Here is a 16620-nt window from a genome sequence, read left to right on the forward strand (position 1 = left end):
GTAAACCCCTCCCTGCGGCAACTGATAAATCTTTGTTATTTAGATGACTGGATTGTTAACAGGTCTTTTTTCTCTATTAACAATTCCATAAGCTGCTTCACTTGCTCATCAGCAGTACCCTCAAGTCTTTTACCACCCTCTGGTCGTGGAGGTGTAAACATCTTACCTACAATGGTCGGTGAACCCTTAAGTCCTAATTGAGCACGTTCAACATTCTCTAGATCACTTACTGCCCAGATAATAGGTTCATATCTAGCTGCACTAATCATGTTCGGCATTGGTGAATAGTCGATTGCATTTATTTCTTTTTCAACTGTTAATAAACAAGGTAGCTCAGACTGAATGAGTTCATATCCGCTGGTTAATTTTCGTTTGATTAAAATGGTCTTCTCCGCTTGATTGACTTCCGTAACTTCAATTACATTCGTGACTGGTGGAATATCCATCCTTCTTGCGATTCCTGGTCCAACCTGTCCTGTATCTCCGTCGATAGCGTGTTTCCCACAAATTACTAAATCTACTGGGAGATCCTTACCGATTCTTTCCAATGCTTTAGATAAGGCATAACTTGTTGCAAGTGTATCTGCACCCGCAAAAGCACGGTCAGAAATCAAATAGCCTCTATCTGCACCTATTTCAATACTCTTTTTAATAACTGCCGTTGCCTGCGGTGGTCCCATTGACAATACCGATATGGTTCCTCCCGTTTTTTCCTTAATTTTCACAGCCTCTTGAACCGCATGTGCATCGTAAGGATTCAAAATAGCTGGAGCACTTCGGCGGTCGAGTGTGTTTGTTTTAGGATTGATTTTAATGATTTTTGTATCAGGTACTTGTTTGACACATACGACAATGTGCATGTAGGACTTTCCCTCCTCCATATAGTCTAAGATTGGTGAAAGCGTTTGCTTCCTTTGGTTATAAAAAATGCTTTTATTAACGATATATGAACCGTAACACAAGCATAGTACCAAACAATGATGGTTTTCTTTTTTTTCTTACAAAGATCAATGAAATTTCGGATAAACTAAATAAGCATGACAAACTTGGGTAGATTCTAGGGAGTAGGATATAACTAATAAAAAAGTTGAAGTAATAACAAATTGTGGTAAGATATGTAGTTAATCATGATGTGAGAATGTATAAATATAGCACTACTATAACTATATGAAATATTGGGATATAAACAATGATAAAAATCACAGTACTGTCTAAAATTGTAGATTTTATGATTATAAGGAAGGAGGAAAGCAATGAATGAGGTAATCTTCGGGAGTGTACTCTCTGCTTTATCAACAGGAGTTGGAGCGTTACTGATCTTATTTATTCATCATTCTATTACACATCGATGGAAGGACGTATTGTTAGCCTTTAGTGCAGGCATTATGATGGCAGCGTCTACTATTGGTTTGATTCCGGAGGCCCTCAAATACGGAGGATATATATCACTTTTTGTCGGTGTTTGGTTAGGGGTAGGTGTACTAACTCTCTTGGAAAAAAATATTCCCCATATTGACTTACAACATAGTAAAAAGGGAATTCATTTCGATGAAAAAGCTTTGTTAATTATCGCTGCCATTACTTTACATAATATCCCTGAGGGTCTATCTGTTGGTGTTAGCTATGCATCTGCAGAAGGAGATACTGGAAATTTAATCGCATTAGCAATTGGTTTCCAAAATGCTCCAGAAGGCCTTCTTGTCGCTCTCTTTTTAATTAACCAGCAAATTAGTAAATGGAAGGCCTTCTTCATAGCGACCTTAACAGGTGCTATTGAAATTGTAACTTCATTATTAGGGTATTTTTTAACTTCATTTGTTCAAGGCCTTGTTCCATACGGCCTATCTTTTGCGGCAGGTGCGATGTTATATATCATTTATAAAGAATTAATTCCCGAAAGTCACGGAGACGGAAATGAGCGGGTATCAACCTATGCGTTTATCATGGGGCTGTTAATTATGGTGTTAATTATTAATATTTTTTAATTGGACAAGTAACTTATCAATATATTTTCAAGCTGCTTTATACCTCTCAATTTCCATTTAGACTAATACTTTAGGCCAAATCATAATCATTTGTTTAAAAGCAATTTTAACTTCTTCATTTGGCCTGGATGCTTGTCCCATTACCCTATGGTAATCATTAATTAATTCATCTAGCTCCTGGCTGTATTTAATTGTTTCCTCACTTGTATAGCCCAACGTGTTTGCGCAATTTATCATTAATTCCCTTTTGGCCCTTATCTGTTCAATCATATCATTTTGATTATTACTATCCTTGTACAATGTTATCCTCCTACTCATTACCCTGTTACTGTAATTCGCTAAAAAAGTTGACTACTTGAAGAATTATGACAAGAATTTCTTTAAAAGTAAATACATTCGCAAAAGTAGACAAAACATTCTATTTCTTTCGTTTTTCGACAAATTCCTTCGTTTTTTTCAAGCTTTTACGACAATTGTCTCCGACTCCCTTCGATTGCATCATGACAAAATTTACCTTACGCAAATAGGAAGGAAAATGATTGAACAAGTTTCTTTTTTTTGATTGGATTATTAAGCTACTGATAAAATTTTTCCAAAATACTTCCAAATCCAAAAATGAATCCAAAACAGATAAAAAAACTGACTGCAACAGTTGCAGCCAGTTTTCCTTTTTTATTGGTTTACTTCTTCTTTTTCGTAAATAGGAACCCAGCCTTCGGTTGTAACAAAAATTCTTACTGCAACAACCTTTCTGTCTTCTTCAAGGGTAAAATAATGTCTTGTATTTTCTGGTACAGAGATCAAATCACCAGGATTTAAATGAACTTCAAAAAACTCTCCATCTTTACCTTGAATAACAAATACCCCGTGACCACTTACAATAAAACGAACTTCATCATCTGTATGATGGTGCTCGTTTTTAAAATTAGTAAGTAATACGTCAAGATTCGGTGTGTTTTCGGATAATGAGATCACATCTTGTGCTTTATACCCACGTCTCTCAGAAATATCTTCAATCTCAGCTGCGAATGTATTTAATATTTCTTCTTTTTCTTCATCGCTTAAAAGGTATTTTTCTACTAACGTTGCTGGGAGTTTGCTAATATCCCAGTTTTCATAAATAACTTCCTGACTTTCTAGGAAGCTTGCAACTGCCTCCTGCTCGTGAATTTGATCTTCTTTCTTTTGAAATGTAATATATGCCATATCGTATCAACCTCTCCTGTATTTTTTTAAACTACTTTAAATAATTGGTATGGTTTATGTTCTAGTAACCGCAGTTGGTAGCGGAATAGAAATTCTGATGCTTCTAGGATTTTTTTTGCCTCAAATGCATTTCGTCCCCACACTGTGATTCCATGGTTTCGAATTAGTACAGCACCACTGTCTTCGGAAACATGTTCTGAAAATTTATTTGCAAGTGTAGGAATGTGTGCATAATTTCTTATAATAGGTACCTTTAAAACAGCATCCTCTTCCCATTTATCAAAAGCCTTTATTAACTCTTGACCCTTAAAGGTAACCTCTCCATGATCACCATAGACCTCTGAAATCACATTATTATCAATGGTATGAACATGAAGACTACAACCAGCATTTGTCTTGCGATAAATCTCCACATGAAGTAGTGTCTCTGCTGACGGTTTTAAATGAGTCTCTTTTACCGGACGGCCAAATTCATCCACTAATAAAAAATCTTCTGAAGTCCGCTTACGTTTATCTTTTCCGCTTGCTGTCACCAAAAATTGAAGCGGATGATCACTCACTTTAATGGCAAGATTTCCACTTGTCCCCATAAACCAATCTCTCTCTGCCAATTCATCCTTAATATCGGCTAATTCTGCCCATCTTTCCTTTAACATGTTAGCTCACCCACCTCAATTCTTTTATTTATTTCCTCGATACAATCGAAGAAAGTTTGAAACCCTTGATGGTTAATACCCCATTCCACACATTTTTCCTGAAGTAAATCCCTCGCTAACACAAAGTCAGCATGTTTAGCAGCCTCTAGGTCGGTTACAGAGTCGCCTATTACGATTTTAAAACTCTCCTTTGGATTGTTCAGTTTACGCATAATACTAGGCTTGCAGCAACCACAATCATTGTTACAAGAGGAATCACATTCATGTGGCCAAAGAATATTAATTGTTTCTCCAGAAAAATCAGAATGATTACAATAGACTCCATCAAATGGAGCGTATTCTGCTAGGATCGGAAGGACAAAAAAATCTATACCGCCACTAACAATATAGAGGGGTATTCCCTTTTCACGAGCATACCCTACAAACTCTTTAAAGCCTGGTCGAATTTTTGCATTTTCAATTGCAAATTCAGTTATTTCTTTCTTCTTACTACTAGGCAATAAGGAAAATAATTTCCCCACACCCTCACTCACTGAAATCTGACGAGAAAGAATTAAATCCTTAATTCCCACCCATTCAGGAGGAGCAAATTGTTTCATAATAGCAATGATGTTATCACTTTCTGTAATCGTTCCATCAAAATCACAATAAATAACCGGCTTTGTCATTTAGACCGTCACCTCGGCATTTCCCCAAAGCTGAAGTGCCTTTTTAAGTTCAGGATACTGCTCCGCTCCTACTGAGAGTGTGTTTCCCTGAAGAATGGAATCCACTGCTTGTCGGAAGGCAAGGCCACCTCCACGAGCACCGTTTGGATGCCCATGAACGCCACCACCTGCATTTATTACGGAGTCAATTCCAAAGTCACGAATTAACAAGGATACCAACCCTGGATGTATTCCCGCTGATGGCACTGGAAAAGCTTTTTTATAAACATCCTCTTTGGTCAGTTCAGCTGCAATTGAAAGTGCAGATGTTTTTTCTAATGCCACCGTTCCATATGGAGATGGGAACAGTGATAAATCAGCACCTGCATAACGTAAAAGCTTTCCAAGGAGCAAAGAATGGGAAAAGCCATATTGGGATGAAGAAGTTAATGCGCCGCTTACTGCTGGATGTGCCATTAAAGGCAACCCAATTTCATTGTCCTCTCTTAATTCTTGCAGGACATCTAATCCATATGAGAAGACATTAAATAATAGTAAATCTGCTCCCAGCTCAGCTGCTTTTTTTGCTTTCTCCTTAAGTTGTGAGGTTCTCCCAGTCAGGTTTACTGCGTACAGCGTTCTATGACCAGTCTCTTCTAAAACTTCATTTAACACTTGTTTTCCCGCGGTAATTCTTTTTTCAAAAGGTGTTAATTCATTTTCAAAAAGAATCTCATCATCCTTGACTAAATCAACACCACCAAGAGCTTGCTGCTTTAACTGCTCTACCAAAAAGTGTATGTCCTTACCAAGTACGCCTTTAAAGATACTCATCACTAATGGTCTATCATGTACGTTTATTTTCTCTCGAATTCCATCGATACCGAATCTAGGTCCAGGAAAATGACTCTTTAAACAATCATCAAACTGCAAATCTAGTAATTTTATTTTTCCATCCAAGGACAGTTTTCCGAAAACAGTGGTTAAGATCGCTGGCAAGTCAGTAGAGAAATTAATGGTTGGATAAGCAATTCGAATGATTGCTAGACCTTCTTTTTCAGAGTCTTTCCCTTCAACTGAAACGACTCGGCCCTTATGCTTGCGCAGTTGGTTCTGCTCGAGCTCAGGAAGATTCGTCCAAGAACCTACAGTTAAGCCAAGAGCAATTTCCTCTGCTTTTTTCTCCGGATTTTTTTCATCATGTACAAGATATGTAGCAATTATTTCAGACATTATTTTCAACTTCCTTTCCAAAAAACATAAAAAACCTCTTCGAAAAGAAGAGGTTAGCATCACAAACTAACATCTTCTCATCTTTCAGCCAGATTGCTGCAAGATTTAGCACCGTGCTTAACTTTTGGTTAAGTCGGTTGCCGGGCTTCATAGGGCTTTTCCCTCCACCTGCTCTTGATAAGAAAACGATTCGTATTTATTCACATTTATAAGTTGTTAAACTTTATTTTGGATTATCGCAAGAAAAAAAACATTTGTCAACTTATTTTTTGAACATTTCTAAACGACTAATTCTTCTGACAGCTTCAACTAACCGTTCTTCGGATGATAATAAGCCTACTCGAACAAAGCCTTCTCCATATTCACCAAAACCAATACCTGGTGCGACCATAATATGTGCTTGATCAAGTAGAATTTCAGCAAATTGTCCAGATGTGTACCCTTCTGGTACCTTAAGCCATGCAAAAAAGGATCCCTTTGGTGCGGTTACATCCCAACCTATCGACCGAAGTCCGTTAATTAATACATTTCGTCTTCGCTCATATAGTTCATTCAATTCTCTAACACATTCTTGTGATGCAGTTAAAGCTGTAGCTGCCGCTTCTTGAACAGCTCCGAACAAACTTACATACAGATGATCCTGTAGGAGTTCAATTGCTGAAATGACACTTTCATTCCCTACAGCAAATCCTACACGCCAGCCAGCCATATTATAGGTTTTAGATAAAGTATAAATTTCAATTCCTACTTCTTTAGCCCCTTCGGTTTCTAGGAAGCTTATAGGTCTCTGACCGTCGAAACCAATGGCACCGTAAGCAAAATCGTGAACAACGCAAATATTTTGATCGTTTGCCAGCTTCACTGTTTCTTTGAAAAATTCTTCAGTGGCAACAGCACCGGTAGGATTATTTGGGTAATTCAAAAACATGACCTTTGCTTTTACTAACGATTCGGAAGAAAGTTCGTTGTAGTCAGGTAAAAATGCATTTTCCTCCCTCAATGGCATTGTAACCATTTCCGCTTTTGCTAGAGCCACACCTGACCAATAATCTGGATAGCCGGGATCTGGCACAAGGATGGTATCCCCTGGATTCAACAAGCACTGTGGAATCTCTACGAGCCCTGCTTTGCCGCCAAAAAGAATAGCCACTTCCTTATCAGGATTGAGCGTTACTCCATACTCTCTCAAGTAAAAATCAGCTGCAGCCTGTTTTAAATATCTATGCCCCTGAAACGGAGAATATTTGTGATTGATCGGATTAGCTGCCGCCTCCTGTAATTTTGACACGATATGCTCAGGCGTTGGCTGATCTGGATTCCCTTGTCCTAAATTTATTACGTCATGCCCTTCGGCAATATACTCTCCAACCTTCTTTACAAGGCCTGCAAAAAATTGTTTTGGCAGACTATTTAAAAGCTCTGATGGTGGAAATTGTTTCATCACTCTCTCACCTGCTTATTCATTACAAATTTTTGTTGAAATTCTAGTCACAAATGATATAACTTTTATAACAGCTTGTAAAGAAAAAATTCTGATATTTCGAACCGGAGGGAAAATTCTTTGAAATTAAACATATCTTGTATACAAATGGATATCGCCTTTGGTAATCCATATGAAAACTATCATTCTGCTGAAAGACTGATTGAAAAAGCAATGGAAACGAAGCCTGACATTCTCGTCTTACCTGAACTTTGGACCACCGGATATGACTTAACACGACTTGATGAAATTGCAGATGACCAAGCGAAACAAACGATTCAGTTTCTACAGGAGGCAGCAAAAAAATACCAAGTTCATTTCGTTGGAGGTTCCGTTGCAAACCGCAATGATAGTGGAGTAAAAAACACTTTGATTATCATTAACAAAGAAGGCCAATTGGTTCACCAATATAGTAAGTTACATTTGTTTAAGCTTATGGATGAGCACTTATATTTAGAGGCCGGTACAGAAAAAGGCTTATTCCAATTAGAAAATCGCCATTTTGCGGGAGTCATTTGTTATGACATCCGTTTTCCTGAATGGATACGCACCCATACTTCCCATGGTGCGGAAGCACTATTTGTGGTCGCAGAATGGCCTGAACCTCGGTTAGCACATTGGCGTGCCTTACTAATTTCTCGAGCAATCGAAAATCAATGTTATGTTGTTGCCTGCAACCGGTCAGGAAGTGATCCAAATAACAAATTTGCTGGTCACAGTATGATTATTGACCCTTGGGGAGAAGTGATTGCAGAAGCTGGGGATGAAGAGGAAATTTTATCTGCAGAATTAAACATGGACCTTGTTAAAGATATACGCAAACAAATCCCTATCTTCGCAGATAGAAAGCCAGAATATTATCGTTAGAAGTTCCAAATTTAAAAATTAATAATATTTTCAAAATTTTGTTGACACCTATCTTTTTATCCTGTTATAGTTTTTATCATACTGAAAAAATAGAATATTAGATTTACTCTTATCACGAGCTGGCTGAGGGATTTGGCCCTTTGAAGCCCAGCAACCGACCTTACCCCACTGAAAAGCGGGGCGCTTATCATGAGATAGGTACAGGGGGACTCCCTAAAAGGCACGGTGCTAATTCCAACAGAAGGATGTTCTTTCTGAGAGATAAGAGGTGCGAAGAAACATACATCTTCTAGCCTCTTTCAGACAAGAAAGAGGCTTTTTTGTGCGTAAAGTACAACAGAGCCTCCAAAATAAGGAGGAATTTATTTTGAGTCTACTAAAACAGACAACGTACAAACCTTTAACTGAAGCAGCTGCTATCGAGTTATCAATTAATTTAAATATTTTCTCTGAAAAAGCAAACCTATCTTGTAAGGAAATTGGTGATGGCAATCTTAACCTTGTATTCCACTTGGTCGATCAAGATTCTGGAAAAAGTATCATTATCAAACAAGCTCTCCCTTATGCAAAAGTCGTGGGTGAAAGTTGGCCATTAACACTTAAAAGGGCGAAAATTGAAGCAGAAGCCTTAAAAACTTTTGGTCAGATTGCTCCAAATTTCGTACCACAGGTATATTACACAGATGATGTTTTAGCTGTTACTGTAATGGAGGACTTATCCCATCTCTTAATTGCTAGAACAGGATTTATAAAAGGTGCGACCTATCCCCTCATTTCTAAACATTTAGGTGAGTACTTGGCTAGAACTTTATTTTTCACCTCAGATTATGCGCTAACTCCAGCGGAGAAAAAGGCAAAAGTTCAGCAATTTATTAATCCAGAGCTATGCAAGATTACTGAGGATTTAATTTTTACAGATCCATTTTTAGACGCAGAAACAAATGAATTTGAATCTGACCTGCGTCCAGTGGTGGAAGCTCTTTGGCAGGACGAGGAGCTAAAGTTTCATGTTAATGTTTTAAAAAGAAGTTTCTTAACAGAAGCGGAATCACTTCTTCATGGAGACCTGCATACAGGAAGTGTCTTTGCTGACGATTCCGAAACAAAAGTAATTGATCCTGAATTTGCCTTTTACGGACCTGCTGGTTTTGACATTGGTCAAGTTTTTGCTAATTTACTCTTCCAAGTCATTGTGAATGTGCCAAAATGTGAACTGTTTATCACTCATATTGAAACTGTTTGGAATGTCTTTGAAGAGCAATATTCACAATTATGGAATACGGAAAACAAAGAACCATTAGCTAAGACCCCTTCGTTCTTACGCTTTCAGCTTGCTAAATTCTTTGAGGATACAATCGGCTTTGCTGGATGTGAGTTGATCAGAAGAACCATCGGACTCGCCCATGTAGCGGATTTGGATGGAATTGAGGATGAGCAAACAAGATTAGCAGCGAAGCGTCATTCTTTAGAACTTGGAAAAATCCTTGTCAAACAGAGAAAAGAAATAAAAGACCTCACTGCGTTCATTCGTACAGTCAGAGAAGCACTCTAGGAACAAAGAGGTTGACTTATAGAAGGTCAACCTCCTTGTTTATTGTGGTTTTGCCCACATTTCTTCTGGGTTTAGTTCGTATATACTATTTTCCCGATACATGTAATGATTGATTATGAATTCCCGTCGTATGGTTGCATAATCATCATGGAATTGTTTGATATACTCGTTTAATTCTTTTTCTTCGTATTTTTTACCCGCTTTTAACCCTTTTACGATATGTTCAAAGACGATTAATTTCTTCTTCCTCTGAGCAGGAATGCTTTTTAACTTCCCATCTTTAGTAAAGAAATTCTCTAGAACTTTTTGTCTTTCTAAACTAGATTCCACCATGTTCCCCAGCTCCTCTCCTTTTTTCTCAAGTAACTGCGTTAATACCTGTGCTTGTTGTTTAATCATAGATTCATTTAAATAGAAGTAAATCGTATTTTTATCTCTTCTTTCATATACCACATGAATTTCCCTCAGTTTTTTCAAGTGATGTGTGATGGTTGGTGGCGTTAATCCTAGTTTACCTGCGATCGCCTGACCATGAAGAGGACCCTTAGCTAAAAGAGCAACGATCCTGACCCTCGTTGGATCACCCATTGTTTTATAAAACGCTACTAAACGGTTTAGCTGCATCATCGTATACACCTCTTAATTTCGATATTCATCTAATTAGATATATATCAAACTTTAATTTTTCTGTCAATAAGAAAATCAAAAGAAAAAGCAAAGTGCACATGACACTTTGCTTTTTCGATCTAACTTATAGCATTGGACTTTCGTGTTTAGCTTTTAAACGCTGCCATCTTTTTTCTACTTCTGCTTCAAAATCTTCTAAGATTGGCTTGTTTTCATCTTTAAGCAAATGTTTGGTTTTACCCATATATTTTAACCAATCAGCCAGTGGAATTCGTTTGTTCTTTTCTTCTGGGTTATACGTAATCGTTGTAACTCCTTGCTCTACTTCATAAAGTGGGAAGAAGCAGGAATTTACAGCCGCTTCAATGATTGTTGCACCGTAACGGTCATCAGATTTCCAGTTAAGTGGACAAGTGATTAGAAGTTTTCCATACACCGTTCCGACATTTTGCGCATACCACTGTGCTTTTGCACCCTTCTTGATAAGGTCTTGTGGGAACGCTTCTGAACCTGTAAATACGTAAGGAATATTAGTTGAAGCCATAATTTGAGCCGTGTCCTTATGATGGAAGGCTTTTCCTCTCTGTGTCTTACCAACACCAGAAGTACTTGTCATATGGCCAATTGGTGTAGAATAGGACATTTGAGAGCCCGTATTCATGTAACCTTCATTATCATATTCAAGCATGATTAGTTTATGTCCACGAAGAGCAGTACCGATGGCAGAACCCATACCAATGTCCATACCGCCATCTCCGGTTATCATTACAAACGTAGCATCATCAGAAACTTGAATCTCACCACGGCGTTTTAATTCCATGAAAGCCTCCACTGTACCTGATAAGGTTGCAGCACCATTTTGGAACAAGTTGTGCATCATCGTTTGCTTATGAGATGTATGCGGATAAGCGGTTGTTGTAACATATGCACAACCTGTTTGGAATAGAGTAACAATATCTCCTTCTATCCCTTTGAAGAATAGCTCAAGGCCGGCAAAAATTCCACATCCTGGACAAGCTCCATGACCAGAAGCGATTCTCTTTGGTTTACCAGTAAGAGCCCGAAGCGGTGGGATTTTCACTTTTAACTTATTGGTTTCCTCATCCATTTTCACATCGATTAGACCGGATTTATATACATCGCCATGTTGCGGTAAAATAACCGGCTTAAGGATCTTTTCAGGGTTACCTGGAATATGACCATAGTAATCAAATGGTTTTTCGGCATAGCCTTTCTCCATCGTATCGATAGCCATTTCAAAGAATTTCTCAGCATCACTTGCATAGAAATCTTTTCCTCCAAGACCGAAAACACGACTTAAAACGATTGTTTGATTATTACGGTCATCTTGAAGAGCAGATTTCACTTCATGTGTTAAATTAGGGCCATTTGCACCATAAGAATCGGCACGTTCCCCAATTAATAACGATTTCACGTTTTTAAGTGCTTCGCGAATTTCCTTCGCAGGGAATGGGCGAATAATATTCGGACTAATGACTCCTGCCTTAATTCCCTTTGCACGAAGCTGATCAACGACATCCTTAGCTGATTCAGCTGCGGAATTTAATAAAAATAACGCCACTTCTGCATCTTCCATTTTATATAAGTCAAGAACTGGGTATTCTCTACCGGATAGTTTCGCATATTCAGCAGCTACTTCTTTAAATACCTCACCAGCATTATACATGGCTTCGGATTGTTGGAAGTGATTATTAATAAAATCATCACCGCTCATATGTGCACCAATGGTAACTGGTTTTTTAGGGTCTCTAGCAAAATTGTAATCTGTTGGGCATTCCCCAACAAACTGTTGTACTACGCGGCGATCTTTGAAGAATTCCACCCTCCGCTTTTGATGTGAAGTGAAGAATCCATCATACGCTACAATAACTGGTAAGCGTACCTTCGAATGCTCGGCAATTTTTAGTGCCATAATATTCATATCATAAACAGCTTGCGGTGTTTTGGCTGTTAAAATAACCCAGCCCGTGTTTAATGCATAATAAAGGTCAGAGTGATCCCCACGAATATCAAGTGGACCGCTGACGGAGCGTGTAACTAAATTCATTACCATCGGGAAACGAGTTCCTGACTGAACAGGAAGCTGTTCAATCATATATAATAATCCATTAGCACTCGTTGCATTAAATACGCGAGCGCCTGTAGCAGCAGCACCGTAGCAAATACCCGCTGAACCATGCTCACCATCTGCAGGGATTAATTTGATATCATGCTCGCCACGAGTCTTCATTTGGTCTAGGAATTGCGCTACCTCAGTAGAAGGTGTAATTGGGAAATACCCCATGATATGATAGTTGATTTGAGCAGCAGCCATTGCAGCCATTTCATTACCTGATTCAAAAGTTGAAATTTGTTCAGCCATCGCTTGAGTTGTTAATTTATCTTCTAAAGTTGCCATTAGAAACTACCTCCTGTAACATAAGGAAAGTTTTGCTTCACGCGGTTAGCGTCTGCATACCCAATCATTTCACGAAGATCTCCGAGCGCATCTGTTGGACATGCCTCTACGCATTTTAAACAGCCCTTGCAATATTGATAATCAATTCCCTTAAGGAACATTTGCTTTCTGCCGCGCTTATCTTCTCCTTCTTCCCAAACGAAACAGAAATCAGGACATACGTTGTCGCAAGCAGCACAATGTATGCATTTTTCTTGCTGGAATTCTGGAAGGAAACCTTGACGGGAACCACTTAAATCTTTAAAAATACTATTTGCTTGTGAAACTAAAACCCCTCCGATTTCCTGGGTTGTAAACCCTAGCATCGGAAGTGGACGAGTGAAGGCTTTACCCTCCGCCCCTTCTGGAACTTCATAGGTTTTAAATTTCACTTCATTATATCCACGATCAAACGTACGAATATTTGGTTCAACAAGATGAGGATATTTCTTTGTAAATGTTTTACGTATAACATCTCTCATTGATTCTGGATCTAAAAAGTCTAGTATTCGGTATAAAGCACCGAGCATCGCTGTATTTACTTTTGTTTTTTCTTCAACCGCAATACTTAAGGCATCAATAATGGCCAAAGTTCCATTTTCTAGTTGTAAATCCCTTTTTACTTCATCAAATTCTCTTTCTGTATTTACTAGTACGATTCCCTCAGCACCTAAGCCACTGACAACATTAACTGTCTTATATAGGGCTTCGTGGAAAACACCAACGATATGTGGCTGTTCAATTGGACTATGATCTCTAATTTCTACATCTGGTTCACAAAAACGGATAAAGCTCTTTACAGGAGAACCCTTTTTTTCTGAGCCATATGATGAAAAGTTGGAACCCTTCAACCCAAGACTTAGAACACCAGCTTCCGCCAACATTTTTCCAGCTAGGTTTGCACCTAAGCCTCCGATTGATTCAAGGCGAATTTCAAAAAATCCAAGTTCATTTTTTTTCGGTAAAATAGACATAATGTCCCTCCCCATTGTTAAAAAAGTATACACATGGCTTTTGAGCCTTTTGCGCTACTCTTATTCGTTCATAAAAATACCTTGAAAATGTCATAAAAAATTAACTTCCCCACGATCATTGTAAGACATTCAAATATATTAAGCTGTGACAAAAGTCAAACATAAGAGAATTTTTTTGAAACACATTTATATTTTTCCGAAGAAACATTAATATGACTGGATTAATTAGTATTATTCAATTATATAACAGCATTACATTTGTGATATAACAGCTCTAACCTAGTGGATAATAAGAAGATAATATGGATCCATAATCTTACAGCCTGTTTGTCTGCTATCTTTTTGGTTGAAAATAAGATATAATTATTTTTTGTTTTATCATTGAAAAGGAGCCAGTTTATGAATGTAATTTGTTCTACATTGAATGCAAAGTTCATCCATACCAACCTTGCTATTCGCTATTTAAAGGCTTATGCCGCTCCCGAATTTACCATACAGCTCAAAGAATATACGATTAAGGACCCGGTTATGAACATTGTGTCAGACCTTTATCAATCCAAACCGGCCGTTATTGGATTTAGTTGTTATATTTGGAACATTGAAGAAACACTCAAAGTAGTCAATATGCTTAAAAAAATTGACCCCTCTATTTTAATCGTCTTAGGGGGACCTGAAGTTACCTACGATACGATGGAATGGATGGAAAAACACTCAGAGGTCGATTTTATTGTAATCGGTGAAGGTGAACAAACCTTTAAACAGTTACTCACAGAAATCGAAACGAATAATGATTATCGTAACGTTCCCGGTATTGCTTATCGTTCTCGGGATAGGGTTATCATAACACCACAAATGAATAAGCTAGATCTTAAAGAGCTTCCGTCTCCCTACCGACTTCCTGAAGATATCCCTTACTTAGGTAAGCGGGTAACTTATATAGAAACTAGTAGAGGATGTCCATTTAGCTGCCAGTTTTGCCTCTCATCCATTGAGGTAGGGGTAAGGTATTTTGATAGAGAAAAAATTAAATCTGATATAAGGTATCTAATGGAAAACGGAGCAAAAACGATTAAATTTGTTGACCGTACCTTTAATATAAGCCGTAGCTATGCCATGGAAATGTTCCGTTTCTTAATTGATGAGCATCTACCTGGAACAGTTTTTCAATTTGAAATAACTGCCGATATTATGAGGCCGGAAGTAATTGAATTCCTTAACCAAGAGGCACCAAAAGGTCTCTTCCGATTTGAAATCGGGGTTCAGTCTACAAATGACTATACGAATGAATTAGTCATGCGGAAACAAAACTTTGCCAAGCTTACAAGAACGGTGACAATGGTAAAGGAAGGCAACAAAATCGATCAGCATCTGGATTTAATTGCAGGATTACCTGAAGAGGACTATGCATCTTTCCGAAAAACCTTTAACGATGTTTTTGAGATGAGGCCCGAGGAATTACAATTAGGATTCTTAAAAATGCTTCGCGGCACTGGAGTTCGATTGCGTGCTGAACAACATCAATATGTATACATGGACCATTCTCCATATGAAATTCTAAGCAACAACGTCCTTTCCTTTGACGATATTGTAAGGATTAAACAAGTTGAAGATGTACTAGAAAAATATTGGAATGACCATAGGATGGATCATACAGTTGAATACTTGGTCAAACATGTTTTTCCTTCTCCATTTGATTTCTTTCAAGAGTTTGGTAGCTATTGGGATGAACGCGGCTGGTCAAGAATTGGTCATCAGCTAGAGGACTTATTCCGTAGGTTATATTCTTTCCTTGAACAAAAAGAAGTGAAAAACCTTGACGTAGTTGCAGATTTAATGAAATATGATTATTTAATCAATCATAAATACAAACCAAGAAAACCTTGGTGGGAAGCAAGCTATGATAAAAATAGTCGAACAGAATTATATAAAAGGTTTATTGAGAACCCTAACCTCTTAGGAAACGAATTTATTGATTTAAACCTTGAGGAAAAGGAATTATTTAAACACACGATGCTAGAAGAAATTTCTTTCGATTTAAAAGGTTATTTAGCAACGGGCGAAATCCAAAAACAGCCTTCCTGTTTATTGGCTTATTTCGATCCTACAAACAATCGAACGCTTATATTTACAACCTAACGATAAGCCGGGAGAACCCGGCTTATTTATTTTTTTTATTGGACTTTTTTGTTTCGTAAAGCGACTTCCCATTTACATCACCATATTCCACACTAAATTCCTCAACTGGGATACGCGGAGGAGTTTTTCTACGACTTTTCATTCACTTCTACCCTTCTTACCTTGCTTGGAATTGCGATTTGCTCCCCTAATTGCGTTGTTGTTGTCGGTAAATTCTGCTGAGAATTCACTTTCCTGAACATTTTTATGAGGTGTTTTAGAATATTTGCTTACAGCATCAAATTCTGCTTTACGTTTTGCCATACAGAAACCCTCCTAAAAGTTAATTACTACAACTTTAGTTTTAACAAAATACGTTCATTCTTTTCCTTCCTTATTTTTCATAAATAAAAAACAACTACAGGCAGAAAATAATAGTAAAAAGGAGTGATGAGTGATGAAACATTCTAAAGATACTAAACCGTCAATTGAAGACGTTGCAATAAACGAAACCATGCCACATCAAATAAATGCTCCAAGCTTTGAAGGAACTGGAATAAAGATGGAGGACCCCTTTGTCAACACACATGGCATTACGATCGGAGACAGTTTATACGCTTCTAAAAACTCACCATTAGAGAATTGGTCCAAGGATACAGACCCATCAATTATGGCTGGTGATGAATGGGTTCACCCAACGAATGATATTGGATGGAATACAACCGAAAATCGGGAATTACTGGAAAGCAAACGAAAGCCACAAGCTGTTCCATTTATGCACCCTACAAAGGATGTAAGTAAAGGGACGGACTAGAATATA

General features: G+C 37.9%; 16 protein-coding genes and 2 riboswitches. Of the genes, 5 read left to right on the top strand and 11 right to left on the bottom strand.

Features of this window, described 5'->3' with window-relative positions; genetic code table 11:
* Nucleotides 1-35: 35 nt before the first annotated feature.
* Nucleotides 36-860, bottom strand: coding sequence for an electron transfer flavoprotein subunit beta/FixA family protein (locus tag QFZ87_RS20180; RefSeq protein WP_309865473.1), 825 nt, complete (start codon nt 858-860; stop codon nt 36-38).
* Between the two features lie 393 nt (nt 861-1253).
* Between QFZ87_RS20180 and QFZ87_RS20185 the strand changes: the two genes are divergently transcribed.
* Nucleotides 1254-1985 carry a ZIP family metal transporter gene (locus QFZ87_RS20185; protein WP_309865475.1) on the top strand — a complete coding sequence of 244 codons (732 nt, stop codon included), beginning with the start codon at nt 1254-1256 and terminating at the stop codon, nt 1983-1985.
* A gap of 57 nt (nt 1986-2042) precedes the next feature.
* Here the strand turns inward: QFZ87_RS20185 and QFZ87_RS20190 are convergent, their stop codons facing one another.
* From QFZ87_RS20190 to QFZ87_RS20215, 6 genes are all read right to left on the bottom strand, one after another.
* On the bottom strand, nt 2043-2285 hold the full coding sequence (locus tag QFZ87_RS20190) for an aspartyl-phosphate phosphatase Spo0E family protein (RefSeq protein WP_309865477.1): 243 nt from the start codon (nt 2283-2285) through the stop codon (nt 2043-2045).
* Nucleotides 2286-2657: 372 nt separating this feature from the next.
* Nucleotides 2658-3191 carry a 1,2-dihydroxy-3-keto-5-methylthiopentene dioxygenase gene (locus QFZ87_RS20195; RefSeq protein WP_309865479.1) on the bottom strand — a complete coding sequence of 178 codons (534 nt, stop codon included), beginning with the start codon at nt 3189-3191 and terminating at the stop codon, nt 2658-2660.
* Between the two features lie 26 nt (nt 3192-3217).
* Nucleotides 3218-3847 (bottom strand): methylthioribulose 1-phosphate dehydratase, encoded by a 630-nt coding sequence (locus QFZ87_RS20200; RefSeq protein ID WP_309865483.1) that lies wholly within the window; start codon nt 3845-3847, stop codon nt 3218-3220.
* Nucleotides 3841-4515, bottom strand: a complete 675-nt coding sequence (locus tag QFZ87_RS20205; RefSeq protein ID WP_309865485.1) for a 2-hydroxy-3-keto-5-methylthiopentenyl-1-phosphate phosphatase — start codon at nt 4513-4515, stop codon at nt 3841-3843. The genes QFZ87_RS20200 and QFZ87_RS20205 overlap by 7 nt, the downstream gene beginning before the upstream one ends.
* A complete protein-coding gene (gene mtnW, locus QFZ87_RS20210; RefSeq protein WP_309865488.1) occupies nt 4516-5727 on the bottom strand; it encodes a 2,3-diketo-5-methylthiopentyl-1-phosphate enolase in 1212 nt (403 codons plus the stop codon).
* Between the two features lie 74 nt (nt 5728-5801).
* A riboswitch (SAM riboswitch) is annotated at nt 5802-5911 on the bottom strand.
* Nucleotides 5912-5989: 78 nt separating this feature from the next.
* The gene (locus tag QFZ87_RS20215; RefSeq protein ID WP_309865491.1) at nt 5990-7168 is read right to left on the bottom strand and encodes a pyridoxal phosphate-dependent aminotransferase; all 1179 of its coding nucleotides are present in this window, start codon (nt 7166-7168) and stop codon (nt 5990-5992) included.
* Between the two features lie 120 nt (nt 7169-7288).
* On the opposite strand from QFZ87_RS20215, the gene QFZ87_RS20220 reads away from it, so the two are divergent.
* Complete coding sequence (locus QFZ87_RS20220) at nt 7289-8074, top strand: carbon-nitrogen family hydrolase (protein WP_309865493.1); 786 nt, start codon at nt 7289-7291, stop codon at nt 8072-8074.
* A 106-nt stretch (nt 8075-8180) separates the two neighbouring features.
* Nucleotides 8181-8342: riboswitch (SAM riboswitch) on the top strand.
* 99 nt (nt 8343-8441) lie between these two features.
* Complete coding sequence (gene mtnK / locus QFZ87_RS20225) at nt 8442-9626, top strand: S-methyl-5-thioribose kinase (protein ID WP_309865495.1); 1185 nt, start codon at nt 8442-8444, stop codon at nt 9624-9626.
* Nucleotides 9627-9665: 39 nt separating this feature from the next.
* Here the strand turns inward: mtnK and QFZ87_RS20230 are convergent, their stop codons facing one another.
* The 3 genes from QFZ87_RS20230 to QFZ87_RS20240 all read right to left on the bottom strand — a co-directional run bounded on the left by QFZ87_RS20230 (nt 9666) and on the right by QFZ87_RS20240 (nt 13685).
* Complete coding sequence (locus QFZ87_RS20230) at nt 9666-10250, bottom strand: DUF2087 domain-containing protein (RefSeq protein ID WP_309868004.1); 585 nt, start codon at nt 10248-10250, stop codon at nt 9666-9668.
* A gap of 127 nt (nt 10251-10377) precedes the next feature.
* On the bottom strand, nt 10378-12672 hold the full coding sequence (locus QFZ87_RS20235; RefSeq protein WP_309865498.1) for a thiamine pyrophosphate-dependent enzyme: 2295 nt from the start codon (nt 12670-12672) through the stop codon (nt 10378-10380).
* Complete coding sequence (locus QFZ87_RS20240) at nt 12672-13685, bottom strand: 2-oxoacid:acceptor oxidoreductase family protein (protein ID WP_309865500.1); 1014 nt, start codon at nt 13683-13685, stop codon at nt 12672-12674. The genes QFZ87_RS20235 and QFZ87_RS20240 overlap by 1 nt, the downstream gene beginning before the upstream one ends.
* 399 nt (nt 13686-14084) lie before the next feature.
* Here QFZ87_RS20240 and QFZ87_RS20245 point away from each other — a divergent pair, with 399 nt between their 5' ends.
* Nucleotides 14085-15821, top strand: a complete 1737-nt coding sequence (locus QFZ87_RS20245) for a B12-binding domain-containing radical SAM protein (protein ID WP_309865503.1) — start codon at nt 14085-14087, stop codon at nt 15819-15821.
* Between the two features lie 138 nt (nt 15822-15959).
* Here QFZ87_RS20245 and QFZ87_RS20250 read toward each other — a convergent pair whose 3' ends face one another.
* Nucleotides 15960-16124: a hypothetical protein gene (locus QFZ87_RS20250; protein ID WP_309865505.1), complete on the bottom strand. Its 165-nt coding sequence runs from the start codon at nt 16122-16124 to the stop codon at nt 15960-15962.
* Nucleotides 16125-16257: 133 nt separating this feature from the next.
* Here QFZ87_RS20250 and QFZ87_RS20255 point away from each other — a divergent pair, with 133 nt between their 5' ends.
* Nucleotides 16258-16614, top strand: a complete 357-nt coding sequence (locus tag QFZ87_RS20255; protein WP_309865508.1) for a DUF3905 domain-containing protein — start codon at nt 16258-16260, stop codon at nt 16612-16614.
* The last annotated feature ends 6 nt before the right edge of the window (nt 16615-16620 follow it).

This window comes from Bacillus sp. SLBN-46, from assembly GCF_031453555.1.
In the GTDB taxonomy this organism is placed as follows: domain Bacteria; phylum Bacillota; class Bacilli; order Bacillales; family Cytobacillaceae; genus Neobacillus.